General features: G+C 70.6%; 20 protein-coding genes and 1 pseudogene. 17 read left to right on the forward strand and 4 right to left on the reverse strand.

Annotated features, from left to right (window positions below):
- Position 1 precedes the first annotated feature (1 nt).
- The 7 genes and pseudogenes from rsmD (at position 2) to mutM (ending at position 5321) form a co-directional block, all read left to right on the forward strand.
- Positions 2-586, forward strand: a complete 585-nt coding sequence (gene rsmD, locus ACFV6H_RS02675) for a 16S rRNA (guanine(966)-N(2))-methyltransferase RsmD (RefSeq protein ID WP_384790589.1) — start codon at positions 2-4, stop codon at positions 584-586.
- Between the two features lie 26 nt (positions 587-612).
- Positions 613-1092, forward strand: a complete 480-nt coding sequence (coaD, locus tag ACFV6H_RS02680; RefSeq protein WP_202450592.1) for a pantetheine-phosphate adenylyltransferase — start codon at positions 613-615, stop codon at positions 1090-1092.
- Positions 1093-1190: 98 nt separating this feature from the next.
- Positions 1191-2363: an ATP synthase F0 subunit B gene (locus ACFV6H_RS02685; RefSeq protein WP_385537691.1), complete on the forward strand. Its 1173-nt coding sequence runs from the start codon at positions 1191-1193 to the stop codon at positions 2361-2363.
- A gap of 166 nt (positions 2364-2529) precedes the next feature.
- Positions 2530-3165 (forward strand): DUF177 domain-containing protein, encoded by a 636-nt coding sequence (locus ACFV6H_RS02690; protein ID WP_093604005.1) that lies wholly within the window; start codon positions 2530-2532, stop codon positions 3163-3165.
- A gap of 2 nt (positions 3166-3167) precedes the next feature.
- A complete protein-coding gene (gene rpmF / locus ACFV6H_RS02695; RefSeq protein ID WP_030753522.1) occupies positions 3168-3341 on the forward strand; it encodes a 50S ribosomal protein L32 in 174 nt (57 codons plus the stop codon).
- A 19-nt stretch (positions 3342-3360) separates the two neighbouring features.
- A pseudogene (gene rnc, locus ACFV6H_RS02700) lies at positions 3361-4152 on the forward strand (ribonuclease III); the annotation flags it as partial.
- A gap of 308 nt (positions 4153-4460) precedes the next feature.
- The gene (gene mutM, locus ACFV6H_RS02705; protein ID WP_385537696.1) at positions 4461-5321 is read left to right on the forward strand and encodes a bifunctional DNA-formamidopyrimidine glycosylase/DNA-(apurinic or apyrimidinic site) lyase; all 861 of its coding nucleotides are present in this window, start codon (positions 4461-4463) and stop codon (positions 5319-5321) included.
- Here the strand turns inward: mutM and ACFV6H_RS02710 are convergent.
- Entirely contained in the window at positions 5294-5710 is a 417-nt protein-coding gene (locus ACFV6H_RS02710) for a winged helix-turn-helix transcriptional regulator (RefSeq protein WP_385537699.1), read from the reverse strand. The genes mutM and ACFV6H_RS02710 overlap by 28 nt on opposite strands.
- 101 nt (positions 5711-5811) lie before the next feature.
- Complete coding sequence (locus ACFV6H_RS02715) at positions 5812-6738, reverse strand: CAP domain-containing protein (protein WP_385537702.1); 927 nt, start codon at positions 6736-6738, stop codon at positions 5812-5814.
- A 159-nt stretch (positions 6739-6897) separates the two neighbouring features.
- Between ACFV6H_RS02715 and ACFV6H_RS02720 the strand changes: the two genes are divergently transcribed.
- The 5 genes from ACFV6H_RS02720 (at position 6898) to ftsY (ending at position 14857) form a co-directional block, all read left to right on the forward strand.
- The gene (locus tag ACFV6H_RS02720) at positions 6898-7179 is read left to right on the forward strand and encodes an acylphosphatase (protein ID WP_093605178.1); all 282 of its coding nucleotides are present in this window, start codon (positions 6898-6900) and stop codon (positions 7177-7179) included.
- A 381-nt stretch (positions 7180-7560) separates the two neighbouring features.
- On the forward strand, positions 7561-7779 hold the full coding sequence (locus ACFV6H_RS02725) for a hypothetical protein (protein ID WP_093605176.1): 219 nt from the start codon (positions 7561-7563) through the stop codon (positions 7777-7779).
- A 200-nt stretch (positions 7780-7979) separates the two neighbouring features.
- Positions 7980-11981 (forward strand): AAA family ATPase, encoded by a 4002-nt coding sequence (locus tag ACFV6H_RS02730; RefSeq protein WP_385537706.1) that lies wholly within the window; start codon positions 7980-7982, stop codon positions 11979-11981.
- A 161-nt stretch (positions 11982-12142) separates the two neighbouring features.
- Entirely contained in the window at positions 12143-13564 is a 1422-nt protein-coding gene (locus ACFV6H_RS02735; RefSeq protein WP_385537709.1) for a sugar porter family MFS transporter, read from the forward strand.
- Positions 13565-13642: 78 nt separating this feature from the next.
- A complete protein-coding gene (ftsY, locus tag ACFV6H_RS02740; protein WP_385537713.1) occupies positions 13643-14857 on the forward strand; it encodes a signal recognition particle-docking protein FtsY in 1215 nt (404 codons plus the stop codon).
- 124 nt (positions 14858-14981) lie between these two features.
- Here ftsY and ACFV6H_RS02745 read toward each other — a convergent pair whose 3' ends face one another.
- Positions 14982-15638, reverse strand: a complete 657-nt coding sequence (locus ACFV6H_RS02745) for a bifunctional DNA primase/polymerase (protein ID WP_385537716.1) — start codon at positions 15636-15638, stop codon at positions 14982-14984.
- 427 nt (positions 15639-16065) lie between these two features.
- Between ACFV6H_RS02745 and ACFV6H_RS02750 the strand changes: the two genes are divergently transcribed.
- The 5 genes from ACFV6H_RS02750 (at position 16066) to ffh (ending at position 23909) form a co-directional block, all read left to right on the forward strand.
- Positions 16066-17544 carry a hypothetical protein gene (locus ACFV6H_RS02750; RefSeq protein ID WP_385537719.1) on the forward strand — a complete coding sequence of 493 codons (1479 nt, stop codon included), beginning with the start codon at positions 16066-16068 and terminating at the stop codon, positions 17542-17544.
- Between the two features lie 312 nt (positions 17545-17856).
- Positions 17857-19143 carry an ammonium transporter gene (locus tag ACFV6H_RS02755; protein ID WP_093593312.1) on the forward strand — a complete coding sequence of 429 codons (1287 nt, stop codon included), beginning with the start codon at positions 17857-17859 and terminating at the stop codon, positions 19141-19143.
- The gene (locus tag ACFV6H_RS02760) at positions 19140-19478 is read left to right on the forward strand and encodes a P-II family nitrogen regulator (protein WP_093593309.1); all 339 of its coding nucleotides are present in this window, start codon (positions 19140-19142) and stop codon (positions 19476-19478) included. Before ACFV6H_RS02755 ends, ACFV6H_RS02760 begins: the two co-directional genes overlap by 4 nt.
- A 180-nt stretch (positions 19479-19658) precedes the next feature.
- Positions 19659-22127, forward strand: a complete 2469-nt coding sequence (locus ACFV6H_RS02765; RefSeq protein ID WP_384985002.1) for a [protein-PII] uridylyltransferase — start codon at positions 19659-19661, stop codon at positions 22125-22127.
- A gap of 222 nt (positions 22128-22349) precedes the next feature.
- Entirely contained in the window at positions 22350-23909 is a 1560-nt protein-coding gene (gene ffh / locus ACFV6H_RS02770) for a signal recognition particle protein (RefSeq protein WP_384790554.1), read from the forward strand.
- A 49-nt stretch (positions 23910-23958) separates the two neighbouring features.
- On the opposite strand, the gene ACFV6H_RS02775 is transcribed toward ffh, so the two are convergent.
- Positions 23959-25191 (reverse strand): phosphopentomutase, encoded by a 1233-nt coding sequence (locus ACFV6H_RS02775; protein WP_385537725.1) that lies wholly within the window; start codon positions 25189-25191, stop codon positions 23959-23961.
- Positions 25192-25195: the final 4 nt, after the last annotated feature.

A 25195-nucleotide genomic window follows, 5' to 3' on the forward strand; every position in this document is an offset into this window, starting at 1 on the left:
CATGACCCGCGTGATCGCCGGTGCCGCCGGCGGACGCCGCCTCGCCGTCCCGCCCGGCCACGGCACCCGCCCCACCTCCGACCGTGCGCGCGAGGGCCTCTTCTCCAGCTGGCAGTCGCTCCTCGGCACGCTCGACGGCATCCGGATCGCCGATCTGTACGCCGGCTCCGGCGCCGTAGGACTGGAGGCGCTCTCGCGCGGCGCCGCACACGCCCTGCTGGTCGAGTCCGACAGCCGCGCCGTCCGTACCGTCCGCGAGAATGTTGCCGCGCTCGGCCTGCCCGGCGCGGAGGTCCGGCCAGGCAAGGCCGAGCAGATCGTGCAGGGCCCGGTCCCGGACACGCCGTACGACCTGGTGTTTCTCGATCCGCCCTATGCCGTCACGGATGACGATCTTCGGGAGATTCTGCTCACACTACGGACGAAGGGCTGGCTCAGCGGCGATGCCGTCGCCACCGTGGAACGCAGCACCCGGGGTGGGGAGTTCGGCTGGCCGGAGGGTTTCGCGCCACTGCGGTCCCGTCGCTACGGCGAGGGAACGCTTTGGTACGGTCGCGCCGCCTCTACGTGCGAAGACGCACCATGACCGGACCGGAGAGCGAGGGAGTTCAGTTGCGCCGCGCCGTCTGTCCGGGGTCCTTCGACCCCATCACCAATGGACATCTCGACATCATCGCCCGCGCCTCCAAGCTGTACGACGTCGTACATGTCGCGGTGATGATCAACCAGTCCAAAAAGGGACTGTTCACGATCGAGGAGCGGATCGCCCTGATCCGCGAGGTCACCGCGGAGTTCGGCAATGTCGAGGTCGAGTCCTTCCACGGTCTGCTGGTCGACTTCTGCAAGGAGCGCGACATCCCCGCGATCGTGAAGGGCCTGCGGGCCGTCAGCGACTTCGACTACGAGTTGCAGATGGCCCAGATGAACAATGGCCTCTCGGGCGTCGAGACCTTGTTCGTGCCCACGAATCCCACCTACAGCTTTCTCTCGTCCTCCCTGGTCAAAGAGGTCGCGACCTGGGGCGGAGACGTCTCCCATCTGCTGCCTCCGGCCGTCCACACGGCCCTGATGGAACGCCTCGGCAAGCGCTGACGCACCGACTGTCCGTCATCCGGTGTCGGACGGGCTCGCGGTGGCCTTACAGTCGTTGCGTCCGTCTTCCAACCAGTCTGAGAGAGTGGCGAGCACCGGTGGACGTGCAGAAGAAGCTCGACGAGATCGTCGACACGGTGGGCAGTGCCCGCTCCATGCCCATGTCGGCGTCCTGCGTGGTGAACCGCGCCGAGCTGCTCGCGATGCTCGAAGAGGTACGGGAGGCGCTGCCCAGCTCGCTGGCGCAGGCCCAGGAGCTGCTCGGCGGCCATGAACAGCTCGCCGAGCAGGCCCGGCAGGAGGCCGATCGCATCATCGCGGCGGCCCACGCCCAGCGCACCGCGCTGATCTCCGACACCGCCGTCGCCCGCCAGTCCCAGGACGAGGCCGCCCGTATCCTCGACGAGGCCCGCAGGGAGGCCGAGGAGATCCGCGCCGAGGCGGACGACTACGTCGACTCCAAGCTCGCCAACTTCGAGGTCGTTCTCACCAAGACCATCGGCTCCGTCGACCGCGGCAGGGAGAAGCTGCTCGGCCGCGGGCCCGGCGCCGAGGACCACGGATACGGCACCGGCGAGGCGGACGACGCCGACGACGCACCCGAGTACAGCGCCGATCCCGACACCCTGATCCGGCGTGCCGACGACTATGTGGACGCCAAGCTCGGCGCCTTCGAGGCCGTACTGTCCAAGACTCTCGAAGCCGTCGGACGCGGCCGGCAGAAGCTCCACGGCCGTATCGCCTCGGACGATCTCGGCGCGCACATGGCGGCCCAGGACGCGGCGGGACCGCAGGGACGCACCAGCGACGCGGACTATCTGGCGGACCTCGCGGAGACGCCACGCGTCGCGGCCGCGCCGCCCGTACCGGCCCAGCAGCCGTCGTACACCGATCCCGAGCCGTCGTACGCCGATGCCGCCCCCGTACCCGCGCCCGGCTACGCCCAGCCCGCCGACGCGTACGCCGCGACCGGCTACCAGGAGCCGGTGTACGCCGCCGACGGCGGTTACGGCGGCTACCAGCAGCAGGACGCGTACGCCTATCAGCAGGACCCGTACGCGTACCAGCAGCAGGACTACGGCCAGGTGCAGAACCAGGGATACGACCCGAACTACGGCTGGCAGCAGCCGGCCGCGCCTCAGGCCCAGCTCCCGGCGCTGCCCGCACTGCCCCCGGCTCCCGAGCCGCAGAGTGCCCTCGACGAGACCAGCCTCTTCGACACCAGCATGATCGACATGGATCAGCTCCGCCGCTACGAACAGGGCCGCTGACTCCGGCGGACCGCACGGGCCGGAACGCACCGGATTGGGCCTATGGCGGCCGGTCCAGTACCCTGGCTCTTCGGCCGCGTGTATGCGCGTATGTCTGCGGGCCCGGCTGCCCGGTCCGCTTCCGCGACGGTAGCGGCCCCCACACGATCCGAAAGCGGGAAAAGCCCTGAACGCGCGTCTCGACCACCGCAACCCCCTCGTGTTCGACACACACGAGCTGGGGCGGCGCCCTGGTGCGCTCCAGAGGCTGACCCGCCCGGTGCCCGCCCCCAAGGACCTCGGTATCGCGGGGGTGATCGGAGCGCCCGAGGGCGCTCCGGTGGAGCTGGATCTCCGCCTCGAATCGGTCATGGAGGGAGTGCTCGTCACGGGCACCTCCCGTGCCATGGCCGAGGGCGAGTGCGTAAGGTGTCTGGAGCCGTTGCGCCAAGAGGTGACAGCGGACTTCCAGGAGCTGTTCTCGTACCACGACGCCGACGACCGGGGCCGCCTGCGCGCGGAGCCGGATGTGGACGAGGACGACGAGGACAGGCTCTTCATCGAGGACGGACTGTTCGACCTCGAACCCGTGCTGCGTGACGCGGTGGTGCTCGCACTGCCGATGCAGCCGGTGTGCCGGGAGAACTGCGCCGGTCTGTGTGCCGAATGCGGCATCAGGCTGGACGGGGATCCGGGCCACCACCATGACGCCGTCGACATCCGTTGGGCGGCACTGCAGGGACTCGCCGAGACCGTCAAGGACGGCGAGAAGGACAACATGGGCGGCGCCGATGCGGGCGTCGACGAGAAGCAGGAGAAGTAGCCGTGGCTGTTCCGAAGCGGAAGATGTCGCGCAGCAACACGCGCCACCGCCGGTCGCAGTGGAAGGCTGCGGTCCCCACCCTGGTTGCGTGCGAGCGCTGCCAGGAGCCGAAGCTTCAGCACATCGCGTGCCCGAGCTGCGGCACCTATAACAAGCGCCAGGTCCTCGAGGTCTGAGCGGCTGGTGAGAGGCTCGATGTCTGAACTGTCCCCTGACAAGAAGCAGCCAGACAATGGCAGTTCGGCCTCGTCCCACACGCTTCTGGAAGGGCGGCTCGGGTATCAGCTCGAGACCGCCCTTCTGGTGCGTGCGCTGACCCATCGTTCGTACGCGTACGAGAACGGCGGTCTGCCCACCAACGAGCGGCTCGAATTCCTCGGGGATTCGGTGCTCGGACTGGTGGTCACGGACACGCTGTACCGCACCCACCCGGATCTGCCTGAAGGCCAACTGGCCAAATTGCGGGCCGCGGTGGTCAACTCACGCGCACTGGCGGAAGTGGGCCGCGGCCTCGAACTCGGCTCCTTCATCCGGCTCGGCCGTGGTGAAGAGGGCACGGGCGGCCGGGACAAGGCGTCCATCCTCGCCGACACCCTTGAAGCGGTGATCGGCGCGGTCTATCTCGACCAGGGCCTCGACGCGGCGTCCGAGCTGGTGCACCGGCTCTTCGATCCGCTGATCGAGAAGTCCTCCAACCTCGGGGCCGGCCTGGACTGGAAGACCAGTCTCCAGGAGCTGACCGCGGCGGAGAGTCTCGGTGTTCCCGAGTATCTCGTCACGGAAACAGGTCCCGATCACGAGAAGACCTTCACTGCTGCCGCCCGCGTCGGTGGTGTCTCGTACGGCACCGGCACCGGCCGCAGCAAGAAGGAGGCGGAGCAGCAGGCGGCGGAGTCCGCGTGGCGGGCCATCAAGGCCGCGGCGGAGGAGCGGGCGACGGCGGAGCGTACGGCCGTCGGTGCTCCGGACGAAGCCGGCTCCGACGCGGAAGCCGTGGCCCAGGTACGGGCCCGGGCCGACAGCGAAGCCGAGGCAGAAGCTGATACCGACGCCGAGGCAGGCGTCGAAGCAGGCGTCGGTGGGGAAGCCGATGGTGAAGGGGCTGCCGAGAGCCCTTCGACCTCGCCGTCCGCATCTGCTCCGGCACCTGCACCTGCACCTGCGCCTTCTCTGGCATCGGAGGAGCAGCCGCCCGCCGAACCGGCCGGTGCCTGACCGTTCTGCTCCCTTCCCGGTACGCCCCTCCCGCCGCCGTTCGGCGTGAGGGGCGTCCTGATCTTCCATGGAGGAGTCCCGTGCCCGAGCTGCCCGAGGTCGAAGTCGTCCGGCGTGGACTCGAACGCTGGGTGAGCGGCAGGACGGTCGCCGAGACCGAGGTGCTGCACCCGCGCGCGGTACGGCGGCATCTCGCCGGCGCCGAGGACTTCGCGGCCCGTCTCAAGGGACACACCATCGGTACGGCCCGCCGCCGTGGCAAGTACCTCTGGCTGCCGCTCGCCGACACGGACACCGCCGTCCTCGGCCATCTCGGGATGAGCGGTCAGCTTCTCGTCCGGCCCGAGGACGCGCCCGACGAGAAGCATCTGCGGATCCGTGTCCGCTTCGCCGACACGCTCGGCACGGAGCTGCGCTTCGTCGACCAGCGGACCTTCGGCGGTCTCTCGCTCCACGAGACCACTCCCGACGGACTGCCGGACGTCATCGCGCATATCGCCAGGGATCCGCTCGACCCGGACTTCGTGGACGGCGACTTCCACACCGCGCTGCGGCTGCGCCGTACCACGGTCAAGCGCGCGCTGCTCGACCAGTCACTGATCAGCGGCGTCGGCAATATCTACGCCGACGAGGCGCTCTGGCGCGCCAAGGTCCACTACGAACGGCCCACGGCCACCTTCACCCGGCCGCGCTCCGCCGAGCTGCTCGGTCATGTACGGGATGTGATGAACGAGGCGCTCGCGGTCGGCGGCACCAGCTTCGACAGTCTGTACGTCAATGTGAACGGCGAATCGGGCTACTTCGACCGGTCGCTGGACGCGTACGGACGTGAGGGCGAGCCGTGCCGGCGCTGCGGGACGCCGATCCGCCGCCGGCCGTGGATGAACCGTTCCAGCTACTTCTGCCCGCGCTGTCAGAGGCCGCCGCGCGCCGTTTCGTAGCGCTCGGGCGGTGTCTCGTCACGCTCGCGCGGCGTGTCGTACCGCTCCCGGGCCGCGAGCACCTCGGGCATACGCTCCTCGACCAGCCGGATGAGACCGAGCAGCCGCCCGGCGATCTCCCGTCCCAGCGGTGTCAGCGCGTAGTCCACCCGCGGTGGATTGACCGGCCGTGCGTCACGGCGCACCAGACCGTCCCGCTCCAGGGCGTGCAGCGTCTGCGAGAGCATCTTCTCGCTCACGCCGTCGACGCGCCGCCGCAGTTCGTTGAAGCGGCAGCCGCTCTCGTACAGGGCGCCGAGCGTCAGACTGCCCCAGCGGCCCGTCGCATGCTCCAGCGTGGAGCGCGAAGGGCACTGCCGGGAGAACGCATCGAAGGCGGGACCGTCCATGGCGGTCACCCTACAACCGAAAGCGCTGCCTGACAGGTGGCGCTTTCTGATGGTTAGTGACTTCCCGGGCGTCCTGGGAGTCCCGGGCGTCCGGACGCGTTCTAGAAGCCGAAGTCCTGTGTCCACCAAGGGCCGCCGGAGCCGTTGTGGACACCGACGCCGAGCCTGGTGTAGTCGCAGTTCAGTATGTTCGCGCGATGGCCCTCGCTGTTCATCCAGGAGTCCATCACCGCCTGGGCCGTGGCCTGCCCGCGGGCTATGTTCTCGCCGCCCAGGCCCTTGACCCCCGCCGCGTCGGCGCGGTCCCAGGGCGTCCGGCCGTCCGGATCGGTGTGGTCGAAGAAGCCGCGCGCCGCCATGTCCTCGCTGAAGTCCTGCGCCAGCGCGCCCAGACTCGCGTCGGCCCGTACCGGAGCGCATCCGGCCTTCGCGCGCTCCTGGTTGACCAGACCGAGCACGGCCGCCGCGGTGGACGTGGGCGCCGCGGGCGTCTCGACGGCGCGTTCCGTGGTCTGCTCGGGCGCCGGAGTCAGGCTGACGAACGGCGAGGCGCTCTGCTCCACGGGCTCGTCGGCCTCGGTCTTCGGCGGCGCGGGCGCGGTGGTCTTCGTACGCTGCTTCGGCACACCGGACGGCTTCGCGGCGCCGGTGGGAGAGGCCTGCTTGGAGGCGGACTTCGGCTGTCCGGCGGACGCGGCCGGAGAGGCCGGAGCCTCGCGCGTCGGCTCGGCGGACGAGCCGCCCTGCTCCTCCAGCTCCGGAGCGCCCTCGGTGCGTATCTGCCCGTCGGGAGCGCTGCCGCCCACGGTGTACACGCCGCCGCCCGGCAGCAGTCCGGACGCCACGGCGACCGCGCCCACGGCCATCGCCGCGGAGGCGCCCAGCAGGCCCGTACGGATGGGAGCGACGACCCGTCCCTTCCTGCGCGGAGCGCCCCGGTGCCTGGCCGCCGTACCGTCGTACTCCTCGGCGGCGGGCCTGGCCGCCGGTGCGGCGGCGGGTGCGGCGGAGCGTCGATGGCGTCCCATCTGCTGTGCCTTCCTCATGCTTCTCGACGGCAACGTGTCTCACCCGTTCGAGTGAGGCTCATTGCGACGGGACTGTACGGCATGACGTCTGGGGCCGCCGGGGCTAGTGAGCAATTGGCTGGTTGGCTTACGCGCATGACAGAACGCATGACAGAGCGCGTGACCGAAGAGGTACGACTGACGGCCTGGGTGCGCGGCCGGGTACAGGGAGTGGGATTCCGCTGGTTCACCAGGGCGAACGCGCTGGAGATCGGTGGACTCAGCGGTTTCGCGGTGAATCTGGACGACGGCCGGGTCCAGATCGTCGCCGAGGGACCACGTGAGAATTGCCACCGTCTGCTGGAGTGGCTGCGCTCGCCCGACACACCCGGGCGCGTAGACGGAGTGACTGAGATCTGGGACACCCCGCGCGGTGGCTACGAGAGCTTCGCGATCCGCTGAGCGTCCCGCTCCGAGGAGCCGTCCGCGAGCCCTCCACAGACCCGGGGCACCCGCCCAAGCCCGCGATGACCTGGTGGTTGCCAAGAACGGCGGACCGTGTCAGGCTGCCCGATTAACGATGATCCCCCAGCCCTCCGGGCGCCGCGGGAGAGCCGGTGCCGCGCATGCCGCGGCCGTGTGCCCCGGGCGGCCCGTCGGCACGGGCTGTGATCGTGTTGACCGTCAAACTTTTTGGTGAGAGTCTGGAATCCCCGCGCACCTCAGCTGTTTGGCAGTAAAGAACCGCAGTGAAGAACAAGCACTGCCAGGCACCGCGGGTGCGATTTCCCTCACGACCCACACCGCATCCGGTCGGTCACTCAGTGTGGAGGACCATCCATCATGGCAAAGGCGCTTCTCGGTTATGTCGGCGGTTCCGACCCGCGACTCCTCGCCGAGATGCGACGGCTTCAGCAGCGCGTACAGGACCTCGAATCCGAACTCGTACGGATCCAGTCCGAGAACGACGCGCTGAACGACGCCGTCGCACAGCACCCTCGAGAGTCGCTGCTCGACGGCATCGACATTGATGTTCATCAGGCGGAGCCTGCGCTCACCTGACGACAGCCCCCCTCGGGGTCGGGTGAGAAACACTCTCGCAAGAATATGCAAGGGACGCTTCGGCGTCCCTTCTTTCTTTCCATCTTCCGCTGTACAAACCATGGTTGGCGCCGCAACGACTTTCTTAACGTCTGATGTGCCCTGCGCGTTCCGCGGTGAAACCGGCAGCGGACGATCGGGGCGGGGTAGAGTCCAGCGGCGTGCATCTCAAGGCCATGACCCTGCGCGGGTTCAAATCCTTCGCCTCCGCCACGACGCTGCGCTTCGAGCCCGGAATCACCTGTGTCGTCGGGCCGAACGGCTCCGGCAAGTCCAATGTGGTGGACGCGCTCTCCTGGGTCATGGGCGAGCAGGGGGCCAAGTCGCTGCGCGGCGGCAAGATGGAAGACGTGATCTTCGCCGGGACGACCGGCCGGCCGCCGCTCGGGCGCGCGGAGGTCTCGCTCACCATCGACAATTCCGACGGTGCGCTGCCCATCGACTACGCGGAAGTCACGATCACGCGGATCATGTTCCGCAACGGAGGCAGTGAGTACCAGCTCAACGGCGACACCTGTCGGCTGCTCGACATCCAGGAACTGCTCTCCGACTCCGGTATCGGCCGTGAGATGCATGTGATCGTCGGACAGGGCCAGCTCGACTCCGTACTGCACGCCGATCCGACCGGGCGCCGGGCCTTTATCGAGGAGGCGGCCGGCGTTCTCAAGCACCGCAAGCGCAAGGAGAAGGCGCTGCGGAAGCTGGACGCGATGCAGGCGAATCTCGCCAGGGTCCAGGACCTCACCGACGAGCTGCGCCGTCAGCTCAAACCGCTCGGGCGGCAGGCCGCGGTCGCCCGCAGGGCCGCCGTCATACAGGCCGATCTGCGCGACGCGCGGCTGCGGCTGCTCGCCGACGATCTGGTGCGGCTGCGCGAGGCACTCCGTACGGAGATCGCGGACGAGGCCGAGCTGAAGCAGCGCAAGGAGGACGCGGAGCGCAGGCTCAGAGCGGCGCTCACACGGGAGGCGGAGCTGGAGGAGGAGGTACGGCGGCTGGCGCCACGGCTCCAGCGGGCCCAGCAGACCTGGTACGAGCTGTCGCAGCTCGCGGAGCGGGTGCGCGGTACGGTCTCGCTGGCCGACGCCCGGGTGAAGAGCGCGACCACGGCGCCCACGGAGGAGCCGCGTGGGCGCGATCCCGAGGACATGGAGCGCGAGGCCGCCCGGATCCGTGAGCAGGAGGCGGAGCTGGAGGCCGCGCTGGAGGCGGCGGAGCACGCGCGGGAGGACACCGTCGCGCACCGCGCCGAGCTGGAACGCGAGCTGGCGGCGGAGGAGCGCAGGCTCAAGGACGCCGCGCGGGCGATCGCCGACCGGCGCGAGGGCCTCGCCCGGCTGACCGGCCAGGTCAACGCGGCGCGCAGCAGGGCCGCCTCGGCCCAGGCGGAGATCGGCCGGCTCGCGGCGGCCCGGGACGAGGCGCGGGAGCGCGCCGTCGCCGCGCAGGAGGAGTACGAGCAGCTCAAGGCCGAGGTGGACGGCCTGGACGCCGACGACCATGAACTGGCCGGACGGTACGAGACGGCACGCGGCGCGCTGGCCGAGGCGGAGGCCGCGCTGACGGCGGCGCGCGAGGCCGCCACCACGGCGGAGCGCACGCGCGCGGCCGTCGCCGCCCGCCATGACGCGCTCGCCCTCGGGCTGCGCCGCAAGGACGGCACCGGCGCCCTGCTCGCCGCGCGCGACCGGCTCACCGGACTGCTCGGCCCGGCCGCCGAACTGCTCGCTGTCACCTCCGGCTACGAGATCCCGGTGGCCGCGGCCCTCGGCGCCGCCGCCGACGCGATCGCGGTCGCCGATCCCGCCACGGCGGCGGAGGCGATCCGTCTGCTCCGCAAACAGGACGCGGGCCGCGCGTCCCTGCTGCTGGCGAGCAGGGCCGAGGCGGTCGGTGTCCCCGGGCAGGCGGGCGAGGACACTCGCGGTGCCGTGGCACCGCCTGGCGGGGACGAGTCCGCCGCGCCGACGGCTCCTGTCGGCACGACCGTCGGTGTGCCGGGCCAGGCCGGCGACGAGGCCAGGGGCGGGACCAGCGCGGCCGGTACGGCCGCAGGCGTGCTGCCCGGCCAGGCGGGCGGTACGGTGCCGGGCCGCGGCGATGCCGGGCCGGAGTCCCGCCCGCGCCCGCACGGTGGAGTACCCGCCCAGCCGGGCGAGGCCTCCGCCGACGGTGACGGCGCCGGACCGTCCGGCAGGCCGCCAGGAGAGGACGGTCCGGTCGGTGGCGGTCCCGCGGGTGAGATCCCTCCTACCGCCGCGCCCGGCGCGCCCGGTCGGGCCGAGGGCGGTACGGGCCCGGCCCCCGGCGCGGAGAGCGCGGCCCGTACCGACGCGCCCGTCCGTACCGCCGTCGCCGTGGGCGGGCCGTATGTGGTCGATCTGGTGCGAGGGCCCGCCGCGCTGATGGAGGCCGTGCGGCGGCTCGTGCGGGACACCGTCGTCGTCGGCACGCTCGAAGAGGCCGAGGACCTTGTCGCCGCGCGGCCCGAGCTGACCGCCGTGACCGCCGAGGGCGATGTCCTCGGCGCGCACTTCGCGCAGGGCGGATCCGCGGGCGCGCCCAGTCTGCTGGAGGTGCAGGCGTCCGTGGACGAGGCCGCCGCCGAGCTGGCGGAGCTGGCCGTACGGTGCGAGGAGCTGGCCGAGGAGCAGCGGCTGGCCGTCGAGCGGCGGGCCGGGTGCGCCGCGCTCGTGGAGGAGCTGGGCGAGCGGCGCCGCGCCGCCGACCGGGAGAAGTCCGCCGTGTCCGGACGGCTCGGCCGGCTCTCCGGGCAGGCCCGTGGCGCCGTCGGTGAGGCCGAGCGGACCGCCGCCGCCGTCGCCAAGGCCCAGGACGCGCTGGAGCGCGCCACCGCCGAGGTGGAGGAGCTGGCGGAGCGGCTGCTCGTCGCCGAGGAGGCGCCGGTGCAGGAGGAGCCCGACACCTCCGTACGGGACCGGCTCGCCGCCGACGGCGCCAACGCCCGCCAGACCGAGATGGAGGCCCGGCTTCAGGTCCGTACCCATGAGGAGCGGGTGAAGGGGCTCGCGGGCCGGGCCGACGCGCTCGACCGTGGCGCGCGCGCCGAGCGCGCCGCGCGGGCGCGCGCCGAGGAGCGGCGCGCCCGGCTGCGCCACGAGGCCGAGGTCGCCGGCGCGGTCGCGGCCGGCGCCCGGCAACTGCTGGCGCATGTGGAGGTGTCGGTCGTACGGGCCGAGGCCGAGCGCGTCGCGGCCGAGGCGGCCAAGGCCGAGCGCGAGAGGGAGCTGGTCGCCGAGCGGAACCAGGGCCGCGACCTCAAGAGCGAGCTGGACAAGCTCACCGACTCGGTTCATCGGGGCGAGGTGCTCGGCGCCGAGAAGCGGCTGCGGATCGAGCAACTGGAGACCAGGGCACTGGAGGAGCTGGGTGTCGAACCGGCCGGGCTGATCGCCGAGTACGGCCCCGACCAGCTCGTCCCTCCGTCACCGCCCGCCGAGGGCGAGGAGCTGCCCGACGATCCCGACCATCCGCGCAATCAGCCGAAGCCGTACCTACGGGCGGAGCAGGAGAAGCGGCTCAAGTCGGCCGAACGGGCCTATCAGCAGCTCGGCAAGGTGAATCCGCTCGCCCTTGAGGAGTTCGCGGCGCTGGAGGAGCGGCACAAGTTCCTCTCCGAGCAGCTCGAAGACCTCAAGAAGACCCGTGCCGATCTGCTCCTTGTGGTCAAGCAGGTGGACGAGCGCGTCGAGCAGGTCTTCACCGAGGCCTACCGGGACACGGCCGTCCAGTTCGAGGGCGTCTTCTCCCGGCTCTTCCCGGGGGGCGAGGGACGGCTGATCCTCACCGACCCGGAGAACATGCTCACCACCGGGGTGGATGTGGAGGCCAGGCCTCCGGGCAAGAAGGTCAAGCGGCTGTCCCTGCTCTCCGGCGGTGAACGGTCCCTGACGGCCGTGGCGTTGCTCGTGTCGATCTTCAAGGCGCGGCCGAGTCCGTTCTATGTGATGGACGAGGTCGAGGCGGCGCTGGACGACACCAATCTCCAGCGGCTGATCCGGATCATGCAGGAGCTCCAGGAGAGCTCCCAGCTCATTGTGATCACCCATCAGAAGCGGACGATGGAGGTCGCGGACGCGCTGTACGGAGTCTCCATGCAGGGCGACGGCGTCTCCAAGGTGATCAGCCAGCGGCTGCGCTGACCTCGCGCGCCTCCGTAGCGTCTCCGTACGGGCCGGGCCCAGGCGCCGGCCGGACCGTTTCCGTCTCCCGGTGGTGGGCAGCCGGGAGTTGTGCCCCACTGGAAGGGTTTGCCACACCCTCACGTCCGGCGCGGCACGGCCGGGCGGCTCCAGGAGCCCATGTGACCAGCACAGCGAAGCCGCCGCCGCCGACCGGAGGCCGGGCCCCTCACCCGGAACACCTCGGCCATGTCATCTTCATCACGGCGTCGGCCGCGATGGGCGGCTTCCTCTTCGGCTACGACAGCTCGGTCATCAACGGCGCCGTCGAGGCGATCCGCAGCCGGTACGCCATCGGCTCCGCGGCCCTCGCCCAGGTCATCGCGATCGCGCTGATCGGCTGTGCGATCGGCGCGGCGACGGCGGGCCGGATCGCCGACCGTATCGGCCGTATCCGCTGTATGCAGATCTCCGCGGCCCTCTTCACCGTCAGCGCGGTCGGCTCGGCGCTGCCCTTCGACATCTACGACCTCGCGGTCTGGCGGATCATCGGCGGCTTCGCGATCGGTATGGCGTCGGTGGTCGGTCCCGCGTATATCGCCGAGGTCTCGCCGGCCGCCTACCGCGGCCGGCTCGGCTCCTTCCAGCAGGCGGCGATCGTCGTCGGTATCGCCGTCTCCCAGCTGGTGAACTTCGGCATTCTCCAGCTCGCCGGCGGCGACCAGCGCGGCAGGCTCCTCGGTCTGGAGGCCTGGCAGTGGATGCTCGGTGTGATGGTCGTTCCCGCGCTGCTGTACGGGATGCTCACGCTCGCCATCCCCGAGTCGCCGCGCTATCTGATCTCCGTGGGCCGCACACGGTGCGCCAAGGAGGTGCTCGCCGAGGTCGAGAACAGGGACGTCGATCTGGACGCTCGGGTCGCCGAGATCGAGCACGCGATGCGCCGTGAGCACACATCGCGGTTCAGGGATCTCAAGGGCAGCCGGTTCTATTTCCTGCCCATCGTGTGGGTGGGTATCGGGCTCTCGATGTTCCAGCAGCTCGTCGGCATCAATGTCGCCTTCTACTACTCGGCGACGCTCTGGCAGTCGGTCGGCATCAATCCGTCCGGCTCGTTCTTCTACTCGTTCACGACGTCGATCGTGAACATCATCGGCACCGTGATCGCGATGGTGCTGGTCGACCGGGTCGGCCGTAAACCGCTCGCGCTCACCGGCTCGGCCGGTATGGCGGTCGCGCTCGCCTTCGAGGCCTGGGCGTTCTCCGCGCCTCTCGTCAACGGCAAGCTGCCCGCCACCGAGGCCACCGTCGCGCTGGTCGCGGCCCATGTGTTCGTCCTCTTCTTCGCGCTCTCCTGGGGCGTCATCGTCTGGGTCTTCCTCGGCGAGATGTTCCCGAACCGGATCCGGGCGGCGGCGCTCGGTGTCGCCGCCGCGGCCCAGTGGATCGCCAACTGGGCGGTCACGGCGAGCTTCCCGAGTCTGGCCGACTGGAATCTCTCCGGCACGTATGTCATCTACACCTGCTTCGCGGTGCTCTCCATCCCGTTCATGCTGGTGTTCGTCAAGGAGACCAAGGGCAAGACGCTGGAGGAGATGGGCTGACCGGCCGGTTGATCGGACGGGCCGGTCCGGTGGGCCAGACCAGGGCCGGGACCGGCCGTGGCTGATACTGGGAGCGTTATGGAACTCGTCATCCTTGTTGTAGTCATCGCCCTGGTCGCGGTCGTCGCGATCGGCGGGCTCGTGGTCGGCAGCCGCAGAAAGAAGAAGCCGCCGACCGGGCCACCGTCGAGTACGCCGACCATCACAGCCCCGCCCGCCGAACCGCATATCGGCGACGAGGCGGAGGAACCGCGCGACGAGTCGCGCCGCACGATCGAGGAGGTCGGCCTCCCCGACTCCACCGGCACCCAGGTCGTCGTCGAGGAGCCGCCCGTCGCCGAGCCGCTCGCGCCGGCGATCGAGATTCCCGAGCCGACGGCGGGCCGGCTGATCCGGCTGCGCGCCCGGCTCGCGCGCTCGCAGAGCTCCCTCGGCAAGGGACTGCTGACGCTGCTGTCCCGGGAGCATCTGGACGAGGAGACCTGGGAGGAGATCGAGGACACTCTCCTCACCGCCGATGTCGGTGTCGCGCCCACCCAGGAACTGGTCGAGCGGCTGCGGGAGCGGGTACGGGTGCTCGGCACGCGTACGCCGGAAGGGCTCCGTAATCTGCTCAGGGAGGAGCTCGTCCAGCTTCTCGGTACGGACTTCGACCGCGCGGTGAAGACCGAGAGCCTGCTGGACACTCCGGCCGTGGTGATGGTCGTCGGTGTCAACGGCACCGGCAAGACGACCACGACCGGCAAGCTGGCGCGCGTGCTGGTCGCGGACGGGCGGTCGGTGGTGCTCGGCGCCGCCGACACATTCCGCGCCGCGGCGGCCGATCAGCTCCAGACCTGGGGCGAGCGGGTCGGCGCGCGTACGGTACGCGGTCCCGAGGGCGGCGATCCGGCGTCGGTCGCCTTCGACGCGGTCAAGGAGGGCATCGCGGAGGGCGCGGATGTCGTACTGATCGACACCGCGGGCCGGCTGCACACCAAGACCGGGCTGATGGACGAGCTGGGCAAGGTCAAGCGCGTCGTGGAGAAGCACGGGCCGCTGGACGAGGTGCTGCTGGTCCTGGACGCGACGACCGGACAGAACGGGCTGGTCCAGGCGCGGGTGTTCGCGGAGGTCGTGGACATCACCGGCATCGTGCTGACAAAGCTGGACGGTACGGCGAAGGGCGGCATCGTGATCGCGGTGCAGCGGGAGCTGGGCGTACCGGTGAAGCTGGTGGGGCTGGGCGAGGGCGCGGACGATCTGGCGCCGTTCGAGCCCGAGGCGTTCGTGGACGCGCTGATCGGGGACTGACTCCTCGCGGCGGCGACACACCGGGCGCGACACACCGGGAGCGGGAGGCAGGGGCAGCTGAGGTGCCCTCGCCTCCCGCCCGCGTTTCGGAGTGCTGACGCCCGCGTTTGAGTGTGTTGACGAGTCAGTGTGTTGACGAGCGATGGCAGACATACGCCAGGGTGCCCAGCAGCAGCCGGGCCTGCGGCGGATCGGCCGCGTTGTCCAGCGACGGCGGACGCAGCCAGCGGACCGGGCCCAGGCCCGGCACCTCCGAGGGCGGGGCCATGACATGGCTGCCCGAGCTCAGACCGCGCAGATCCAGATCCGCGTCGTCCCAGCCCATCCGATAGAGCAGCTCGGGCAGTTCGGCCGCGGCGCCCCGCGCGACGAAGAAGTGGGCGCGGCCGGCCGGAGTCGCCATGACCGGGCCCAGCGGCAGTCCCATCCGTTCGAGCCGTACGAGAGCGCGGCTGCCCGCCTGCTCGGCCACCTCGATGATGTCGAAGCCGCGGCCCACCGGGAGCAGCACCGCCGCGTCCGGCACCGCCGACCAGAGCCGGGTGACCTCGTCGAGCGTGGCGCCCGCCGGCACCTCCGGGCGGAAGTCCAGCGGATGGGCGCCCGGCGACGCGCAGTCCGCCGAGCCGCAGGAGCACACACCGCCCGTGGCCCGCGCGCCGGGAACGACGTCCCAGCCCCAGAGTCCGGTGTACTCCGCCACCGCGGTGCACTCTGTCGTCCGGCCGCGGCGCCGTGAGCCGGACCGTATCTCCCGGATGCCGCCGATCGTGAAGCCCATGCCCCCTCCAACGGGTTGAACTCACCGGTGGTTACGTCTCGCAGTCTGCCCGTGACACTCCGTCGCCACCGGGGCGGTTCGGACGGCGTGAAGTGGCACTTGGGGTAGTGCGACCCGATGTGCGCGCCCCGGCGCACAACGCTGCGCGGGCCGCTGGTCAATGTGTGTCAAGTCAATCGCGCTCGGTGGGAGGTGAGTTCATTCGAAGGGGTGGCGAATGGTGGCGTTTGTGGAATCACCCTCGCTGGACGGGTGATCGTAGGATTACTTTCAGTGCACGAACCGTGGGGAAAAGCGCACGCGCGGGTATGCCGGGGGCAACTCGGTTTCCTGTTCGAAGGGGCGCGACCTCAGGACAGCCGGCCATGATTCACGGCATTCTGGTACCGGTTCGCGCGACAGGGCTTCAGCGGATGGGGGCGTTCCAGTGGGCGGCAGCGGCGCAGGCGGTACGAATACCGGCAAGCGTCCGAATGGGCAACTCGGCTCGTGGTTCTTGCGCAGCGGCTGGTCGAAAGGCGAACTGGCGCGTCAGGTCAACCGCAGAGCACGGCAGATGGGCGCGCACCACATCAGCACGGACACCTCGCGCGTGCGCCGCTGGCTCGACGGCGAGCAGCCGCGCGAGCCGATCCCTCGTATTCTCTCCGAACTCTTCTCCGAGCGCTTCGGCACCGTTGTCGGCATCGAGGAACTCGGACTGCGCACCGCGCACCAGTCGCCTTCGGTGTCCGGTGTCGATCTGCCCTGGGCGGGACCGCAGACGGTCGCCCTGATCAGTGAATTCTCCCGGAGTGATCTGATGCTGGCACGGCGCGGTTTTCTCGGCACCTCGCTGGCGCTCGCCGCGGGCCCGGCCCTGGTCGAGCCCATGCAGCGCTGGCTGGTGCCCATTCCGGCCGGAGATCCGGGCGGACCGCGGATCGAGTCCGTTCCCTCGCACCGGCCCTCCAAGCTCTCCGGGCCCGAGCTGGAGCTGCTGGAGTCGACCACCGCGATGTTCCGCCAGTGGGACGCGCAGTGCGGCGGCGGTCTGCGGCGCAAGGCGGTCGTCGGGCAGCTCCACGAGGTCACGGATCTCCTTCAGGAGCCGCAGCCCGAGGCCACCGCGCGGCGGCTCTTCCGGTGCGCGGCCGAGCTGGCCGAGCTGGCCGGCTGGATGAGTTATGACGTCGGTCTCCAGCCCAATGCGCAGAAATACTTCGTCCTCGCCCTGCACGCGGCCAAGGAGGCCGGCGACAAACCGCTCGGCTCGTACATCCTTTCCTCGATGAGCCGTCAGATGATTCATCTGGGCCGGCCCGATGACGCGCTGGAGCTGATCCATCTCGCGCAGTACGGCAGCCGTGACTGCGCCACGCCCAGGACCCAGGCGATGCTGTATGCGATGGAGGCGCGCGCGTACGCAAACATGGGACAGCCCGGCAAGTGCAAGCGGGCCACCAGAATGGCCGAGGACACCTTCTCCGACGCCGGGCTCGACGGCGAGGCCGAGCCCGACTGGATCCGCTTCTTCTCCGAGGCCGAGCTCAACGCGGAGAACGCCCACTCCTACCGCGATCTCGCCTATGTCGCGGGCCGCAGCCCCACCTACGCCTCCCTCGCCGAACCGCTGATGCAGCGCGCCGTCGACCTGTTCGAGAAGGACGATGAGCACCAGCGTTCGTATGCGCTGAACCTGATCGGCATGGCCACCGTCCATCTCCTCAAGAAGGAGCCCGAGCAGTCCACCGCCCTGGCCCAGGAGGCCCTGAAGGTGGCGCGCAAGGTGCGCTCCGAGCGCGTCAACACCCGGCTGCGCAAGACCGTGGACACCGCGGCCAGGGACTTCGCCGATGTCGCCGAGGTCACCGATCTCACGGATCTGCTCACCGCTCAGCTGCCCGAATCCGCCGAAGCCGTCTGAAGCGGCCGGCCCGCGCGCCGGACACCGAAGCCCCGGCCGCGGCGCTCACCCCGTACCGCCCGACACGGCTCCCCCGCCGCCAGGTCAGCAGGGTGAGGGCCGCGGCCGGTTTCCGATGTCCGCAGAGGGTATCCGGGACCGCCGCGGCGATCCGCCGGTTCACCGGCTCGTAACACGCAGGTAGCCTTCGTCACGGGTGTGAAACATCGAGCGGCACTGACGGAAACCGCGTTGCGCCAATCTCCTCAGCACAAGTCGGCCCATACCTTGAGCATCCGCACGGGCCGTTCCGACCGCGAGGAGACGCTGGCCTTGAATGGCGCAGATACCGCATTCGTACTGATCAGTGCCGCGCTCGTCATGCTGATGACGCCCGGCCTGGCATTTTTCTACGGCGGCATGGTGCGGGTGAAGAGCGCCCTCAACATGCTCATGATGTCCTTGATCTCGCTCGGTATCGTCAGTGTGCTGTGGGTGCTGTACGGGTACTCGCTCACCTTTGGTGACGACATCGGCGGCGGGCTCCTGGGCAACTTCGACCACATCGGTCTGAAGGGCATTTCGGCGGAGACGCTGACCGGAGGCAAGGAAGGCATTCCCGTCTTCGCCTTCGCCCTCTTCCAGCTCATGTTCGCCGTGCTCACCCCGGCACTGATAAGCGGTGCGCTGGCCGACCGCGTGAAGTTCAGCGCCTGGGCGCTGTTCATCACGCTCTGGGTCTCCGTGGTGTACTTCCCGATCGCCCACTGGGTCTGGCAGTCCGACGGCTGGCTGTTCAAGCTCGGCGTCATCGACTTCGCCGGTGGTACCGCCGTGCATATCAACGCCGGTATCGGCGCGCTCGCGGCCGTTCTCGTCGTCGGCAAGCGCATCGGATTCAAGAAGGACCCGATGCGCCCGCACAACCTGCCGCTCGTCGTCCTCGGCGCCGCTCTGCTGTGGTTCGGCTGGTTCGGCTTCAACGCCGGTTCCGCCCTGGCCGCCAATGGCACCGCCGCCCTGATGGCCTTCAACACCCAGATCGCCACCGGCGCCGCGATGCTCGGCTGGCTGATCTACGAGCGCATCCGCCACGGCGCGTTCACCACCCTGGGTGCCGCCTCCGGCGCCATCGCCGGCCTGGTCGCCATCACTCCGTCCGGTGCCGCCGTCAATCCCTTCGGCGCCCTGCTCATCGGTGTCGTGGCCGGTGCGGTCTGCTCCTGGGCCGTCAGCCTCAAGTTCAAGCTCGGTTACGACGACTCCCTCGACGTGGTCGGTGTCCACCTCGTCGGCGGTGTGATCGGCACCCTGCTCGTCGGCATCCTCGCGATCGACGGCGTCGGCGGCGGTTCGCAGCTCGGCAAGCAGGCCGTCGGTGCGTTCTCGGTGATGGCGTACTCCTTCGTGGTCTCCTGGATCCTCGCGAAGATCGTCGATGTCACCATCGGCTTCCGGGCCTCCGAGGACGACGAGACCAGCGGTGTCGACATGGCCTTCCACGCCGAGACTGCGTACGACTACAGCGCGGTGGGAGGGTCGCCGTCGGGCCGTAGTAGCGTGCCCGCCGCCAACCAGGACGGTATCGCCGCGGCGACGAACAAGAAGGTGGACGCATGAAGCTCATCACCGCAGTCGTGAAGCCACACAGGCTGGACGAGATCAAGGAGGCCCTCCAGGCCTTCGGTGTCCATGGGCTCACGGTCACGGAGGCCAGCGGATACGGCCGGCAGCGCGGTCACACCGAGGTCTACCGGGGTGCGGAGTACACCGTCGACCTCGTACCGAAGATCCGCATAGAGGTGCTGGTCGAGGACGGCGACGCGGAAGAGCTCATCGATGTGGTGGTGAAGGCCGCCCGCACCGGCAAGATCGGTGACGGGAAGGTATGGAGCGTACCGGTCGACACGGCGGTCCGGGTCCGGACCGGCGAGCGCGGCCCGGACGCACTCTAATGCCCCTCCCGGCCGCGTTTGCCCTGTCGCGGCGCCCTGCACGCGCGCTCGCGGCGTTGGCCAAAAGCCCTGGTAGCTCCGCTACAAGGACTTCCGGCCGCCTTGCGATCGCACGCACCGGACGCCGCTCCTTGACGGGCAAACATTGCCGGTCGCGGCACTAGAGACGGGAACGACTGGGTGACGAGCCTCGAAGAGACGACCGAACAGGCAGACTCGGGACCCAGCGGCTATGCGGCGGCCCGGCTGCGCCTTCTCCAGGAGAAGACGCGGCCAGGGCCGCCGCGCCGTGCCGCCCTGGCCCGGCTGACCGACGGCTGGCTGAACGCGCTGTTCACCACCGCCGCCCAGGAGGCCGGAGTACGCGGCGCGGCCCTCGTGGCCGTCGGCGGCTACGGACGAGGAGAGCTGTCGCCGCGCAGCGATCTCGATCTGCTCCTCCTGCACGACGGTAAGTCCGGCGCGGGCGCCATCGCCGCCCTCGCCGACCGGGTCTGGTATCCGGTCTGGGACCTCGGACTCGCCCTCGACCACTCCGTACGCACGCCCGGAGAGGCCCGCAGAACGGCGGCCGAGGACCTCAAGGTGCAGCTCGGACTCCTCGACGCCCGGCATGTCGCGGGCGATCTGGGCCTGGTCACCGGAGTACGGACCGCGATCCTCGCCGACTGGCGCAACACCGCCGTCAAGCGCCTTCCCGCCCTGGACGAACTGTGCCGGGAGCGCGCCGAGCGCCACGGCGAACTGCAATTCCTGCTGGAGCCCGACCTCAAGGAGGCCAGAGGCGGTCTGCGCGACGCCACCGCGCTGCGCGCCGTCGCCGCGTCCTGGCTCGCCGACGCGCCTCGCGAAGGGCTCGCCGACGCCCGCCGCGCGCTCCTCGACGTACGGGACGCCCTCCATCTCACGACGGGACGCGCCACCGACCGGCTGGCCCTCCAGGAACAGGATCCCGTCGCCAAGGAACTCGCCCTGCTCGACGCCGATGTCCTGCTGCGGCAGGTGTACGAGGCCGCGCGCACGGTCTCGTACGCCTCGGACGTCACCTGGCGCGAGGTCAACCGGGTGCTGCGCTCCCGGTCCGTACGCCCTCGGCTGCGGGCCATGCTGGGCGGCAGGCCCGCTCCCGAGCGCACTCCGCTCGCCGACGGCGTCGTGGAGATGGACGGCGAGGCCGTGCTCGCCCGTGCCGCGCGTCCCGAACGGGATCCCGTACTGCCTCTGCGGGCTGCTGCCGCCGCCGCTCAGGCCGGACTGCCGATCTCGCTGCACGCCGTACGGCTCCTGGGCACCGCCGCGAAACCGCTGCCAGTGCCCTGGCCGGCCGAGGCCCGCGAGGAGCTCGTCACCCTGCTCGGCGCCGGAGAGTCCACCGTCCCGGTCTGGGAGGCGCTCGAAGCCGAGGGCCTGATCACCCGGCTGCTGCCCGACTGGGAGCGGGTCCGCTGCCGGCCCCAGCGCAACGCCGTCCACACCTGGACCGTCGACCGCCATCTCGTGGAGACCGCCGTCCAGGCCTCCTCGCTCACCCGCCGGGTGAGCCGTCCCGACCTGCTGCTCGTCTGCGCGCTGCTGCACGACATCGGCAAGGGCTGGCCCGGCGACCACTCCGTGGCCGGTGAGGTCATCGCCCGGGACGTGGCCGCCCGGATCGGCTTCGACCAGGAGGACATGGCCGTTATCGCCACGGTCGTACGCCACCATCTCCTGCTCATCGACACCGCGACCCGGCGCGATCTGGACGATCCCGCGACCGTCGCCTCGGTCGCCGCCCGGATCGGCTCCGTCAGCACACTCGAACTGCTGCACGCGCTCACCGAGGCCGACGCGCTCGCCACCGGGCCCGCGGCCTGGTCGTCCTGGCGCGCCTCGCTCGTCGACGACCTCGTCGCACGCGTCGCCGCCGTCCTCGCGGGCGACGCGCCCGCCGAGCCCGAGCCCACCGCGCCCAGCGCCGAACAGGAACGGCTGGCCGTCGAGGCGCTGCGCACCGGCGATCCGGTGCTCTCGCTGCGCGCCCAGGCCGAGACCAGGCAGGAGGAGGACGGCACACCCGAGCCCGTCGGCGTCGAACTGCTCATCGCCCTGCCCGACCAGCCTGGCGTCCTGCCCGCCGCGGCCGGAGTGCTGGCCCTGCACCGGCTCACCGTACGGGCCGCCGATCTGCGCGCCATCGAACTGCCCACGGAGCTGGGCGGGACCACCGGGCCCGGCGGCACCACGGAGGTGCTGCTGCTGAGCTGGCGCGTCGCCGCCGAGTACGGCTCGCTCCCGCAGGCCGCCCGGCTCCGCGCCGATCTCGTACGGGCCCTGGACGGCTCGCTGGACATCCCCGCCAGGCTCGCCGAGCGCGAGGCGGCCTATCCGCGCCGCCGCGGTGTGCAGGCGCCGCCGCCACGGGTGACGGTCGCGCCGACCGCCTCACAGCTCGCGACGGTCATCGAGGTCCGCGCCCAGGACGCGCCGGGACTGCTGCACCGGATCGGGCACGCCCTGGAGGAGGCGGCGGTACGGGTGCGCAGCGCCCATGTCTCGACGCTGGGCGCGAACGCGGTGGACACGGTCTATGTCACGCGCGCGGACGGCTCGCCGCTGCCGGAGGCGGACGCGGTGGCCCTGGCGAAGGGCCTGGAGGCGGCCCTGAGCTGACGCCCGGGACAACGGGCGCCGGGCTTGTGGTGTCGCCGGTGTCGCCCGGGGACGACGGACGCCGGGGCACCGGCCGTACGGTGGAGCGTGCCACCCGTACGGCCGTGCCCGCCGCGGGGCAGACCTCACCGCACGCGGCCGGATACCCTGGGGGACGGTCTGTCCTTCACCGCGCGGGGACGGCCCCCTCATCCGCTCCCGACCTGAGGATCCGCGACCACCGTGTTCGACACTCTCTCCGACCGCCTCTCAGCGACGTTCAAGAACCTCCGCGGCAAGGGACGGCTGTCCGAGGCGGACATCGACGCCACCGCGCGCGAGATCCGTATCGCGCTCCTCGAAGCGGATGTCGCGCTGCCCGTCGTGCGCGCCTTCACCGCGAATCTCAAGGAGCGGGCACGCGGCGCCGAGGTCTCCCGGGCGCTCAATCCGAGCCAGCAGATCCTCAAGATCGTCAACGAGGAACTGGTCGGCATCCTCGGCGGTGAGACCCGGGTCCTGCGCTTCGCCAAGCAGCCGCCGACCGTGATCATGCTCGCGGGTCTCCAGGGCGCGGGCAAGACCACACTGGCCGGAAAGCTCGGCCTCTGGCTCAAGGGCCAGGGCCACACACCGCTGCTCGTCGCCTGTGACCTCCAGCGTCCCAACGCCGTCAACCAGCTCGCCGTCGTCGCGGACCGCGCGGGCGTCGCGGTGTACGCGCCGGAGCCGGGCAACGGCGTCGGCGATCCGGTCAAGGTCGCCAGGGACTCCATCGACTACGCGAAGACCAAGCAGTACGACGTCGTCGTCGTCGACACCGCGGGCCGCCTCGGTATCGACCAGGAGATGATGAAGCAGGCCGCGGACATCCGCGACGCCGTCAGCCCCGACGAGACGCTCTTCGTGGTCGACGCGATGATCGGCCAGGACGCGGTCAACACCGCCGAGGCCTTCCGCGACGGTGTCGGCTTCGACGGTGTCGTGCTCTCCAAGCTGGACGGCGACGCCCGAGGCGGCGCGGCTCTCTCCGTCGCGCATGTCACCGGCAAGCAGATCATGTTCGCGTCCAACGGCGAGAAGCTGGAGGACTTCGACGCCTTCCACCCGGACCGTATGGCGTCCCGCATCCTCGACATGGGTGATCTGCTCACCCTGATCGAGCAGGCGGAGAAGACGTTCAGCCAGGCCGAGGCCGAGAAGATGGCCTCCAAGCTGGCGAGCAGCAAGGGCGGCAAGGACTTCACGCTGGACGACTTCCTGGCGCAGATGGAACAGGTCAGGAAGATGGGCAGCATCAGCAAGCTGCTCGGGATGCTGCCCGGTATGGGACAGATCAAGGACCAGATCAACAACATCGACGAGCGCGATGTGGACCGTACCGCCGCGATCATCAAGTCGATGACTCCCGGCGAGCGCACCGACCCGGTCATCATCAACGGCTCGCGCCGGGCCCGTATCGCCCGTGGCTCCGGAGTCGAGGTCAGCGCGGTGAAGAACCTCGTGGAGCGGTTCTTCGAGGCCCGCAAGATGATGTCGAGGATGGCGCAGGGCGGCGGAATGCCCGGGATGCCGGGCATGCCCGGGATGGGCGGCGGGCCCGGCCGTGCGAAGAAGAAGCAGAAGCAGGCCAAGGGCAAGCAGCGCTCCGGCAACCCGATGAAGCGGAAGGCCGAGGAGCAGGCCGCGGCGGCGCGGCGCGAGGAGGCCGCGGCGCAGCCGGGCGGCGCGTTCGGGCTGCCGGCCGGAGATCAGGACAAGAACTTCGAACTGCCCGACGAGTTCAAGAAGTTCATGGGCTGACGGGGTCGGCCGGGCGGAGCGGCGGGGCTTCTCGGGGCTCACGAAGGGTTCACGAGCCGACGCGCGCTCCCGTCCGTACGGCACCGTTCGCCAGGGCTCTGGTGTCCAGGCCCAGCGACCGTGCTGCCATGGCGCTGACGTCCGCCAGTGTCGGCGCGTCCGGGAGCAGTTCGGTCCCGGCCGTGCCCGGCCGGTACATCAGCACAGGTACGTACTCACGCGTGTGATGGGCATGGCCGATCGTCGGATCGTTGCCGTGGTCGCCGGTCACGATCAGCCGGTCGCCCGGCCGGTCCAGCAGTCCGATCAGCGCGGCCAGTCCCGCGTCGGCCCGCTCCAGGATCCGGCCGTAGCGCTCGGTGTCCTGCTGATGTCCCGCGAGATCGGTCTCCTGGACATTGGCGACGACCAGCCCGGCGCCCGGCGTGCGCACCGACTCCAGCGTGTACGCGAGGACGTCCGCGGTGCCGACGGCCGGCCGCCGTACCGCCGTCCCGCAGACGAGGATGTCCGCCGCCTTGCCGACCAGCGTGACCGGGATGCCCGCGCGGGCCGCCAATTCGGGCAGTTGCCGGGTGTGGTCGAGATCCGCGCCCAGATGCCGGACCTCCAGCCCGCCGTTGCGGTAGAAGCCGCTGGCCGGTGTGTCGAGACCGACCGTACCGCCGTCTCCGTCCCGTACGTACGCGCCGAGCGGCCCGTCCGCGTGGCCGCCGACGGCGATCACGCGGGCGACGGGCGCCACCGTCCGTACCGTACGGGCGATGGCGAGGATCCGGTCGAAGGGCAGATCCGTCAGCCGGCCTGACACATTCCAGTTGATGCCGGGATCGGCCTCCAGATTGTCATGGACCAGTGCGGAGCCGTCGACAAGCAGCAGCTGACGCCCGTCCGGCAGCTCCACCCGATGTCCGGCGGCTTCGAGCGCCGAGGCGACCTCGTCCAGATGCTCACCGAGCCGCGCCACCGTCACCCGGCTGAAGTCCGCGCCCATCATGGTCTGGTGCCCGGCGAAGGTGTCCGCGCCCGGATAGCCGAGCGCGGCCCGGCCCACGGCCACCGGAAGCACCGTGTCCCGGGCCAGACCCCGGTGCGGACGGACGAGCCCGAGCCCGAGCGATCCGAGGGCGGGCAGCCGCAGCGGCCGGCCGAGCGCCGTCCGCCCGTGGTCGAGTACATGGCCGCAGGTGTCGGCCGCGAGATCGCCCGGCCGCAGGACTCCGGCGTCCGGCATGGCGCCGATCCCGAATCCGTCGATGACGAGGACGACGGTCTTGCTCATGGCG

The sequence above is a fragment of the Streptomyces sp. NPDC059743 genome, from assembly GCF_042732975.1.
In the GTDB taxonomy this organism is placed as follows: domain Bacteria; phylum Actinomycetota; class Actinomycetes; order Streptomycetales; family Streptomycetaceae; genus Streptomyces.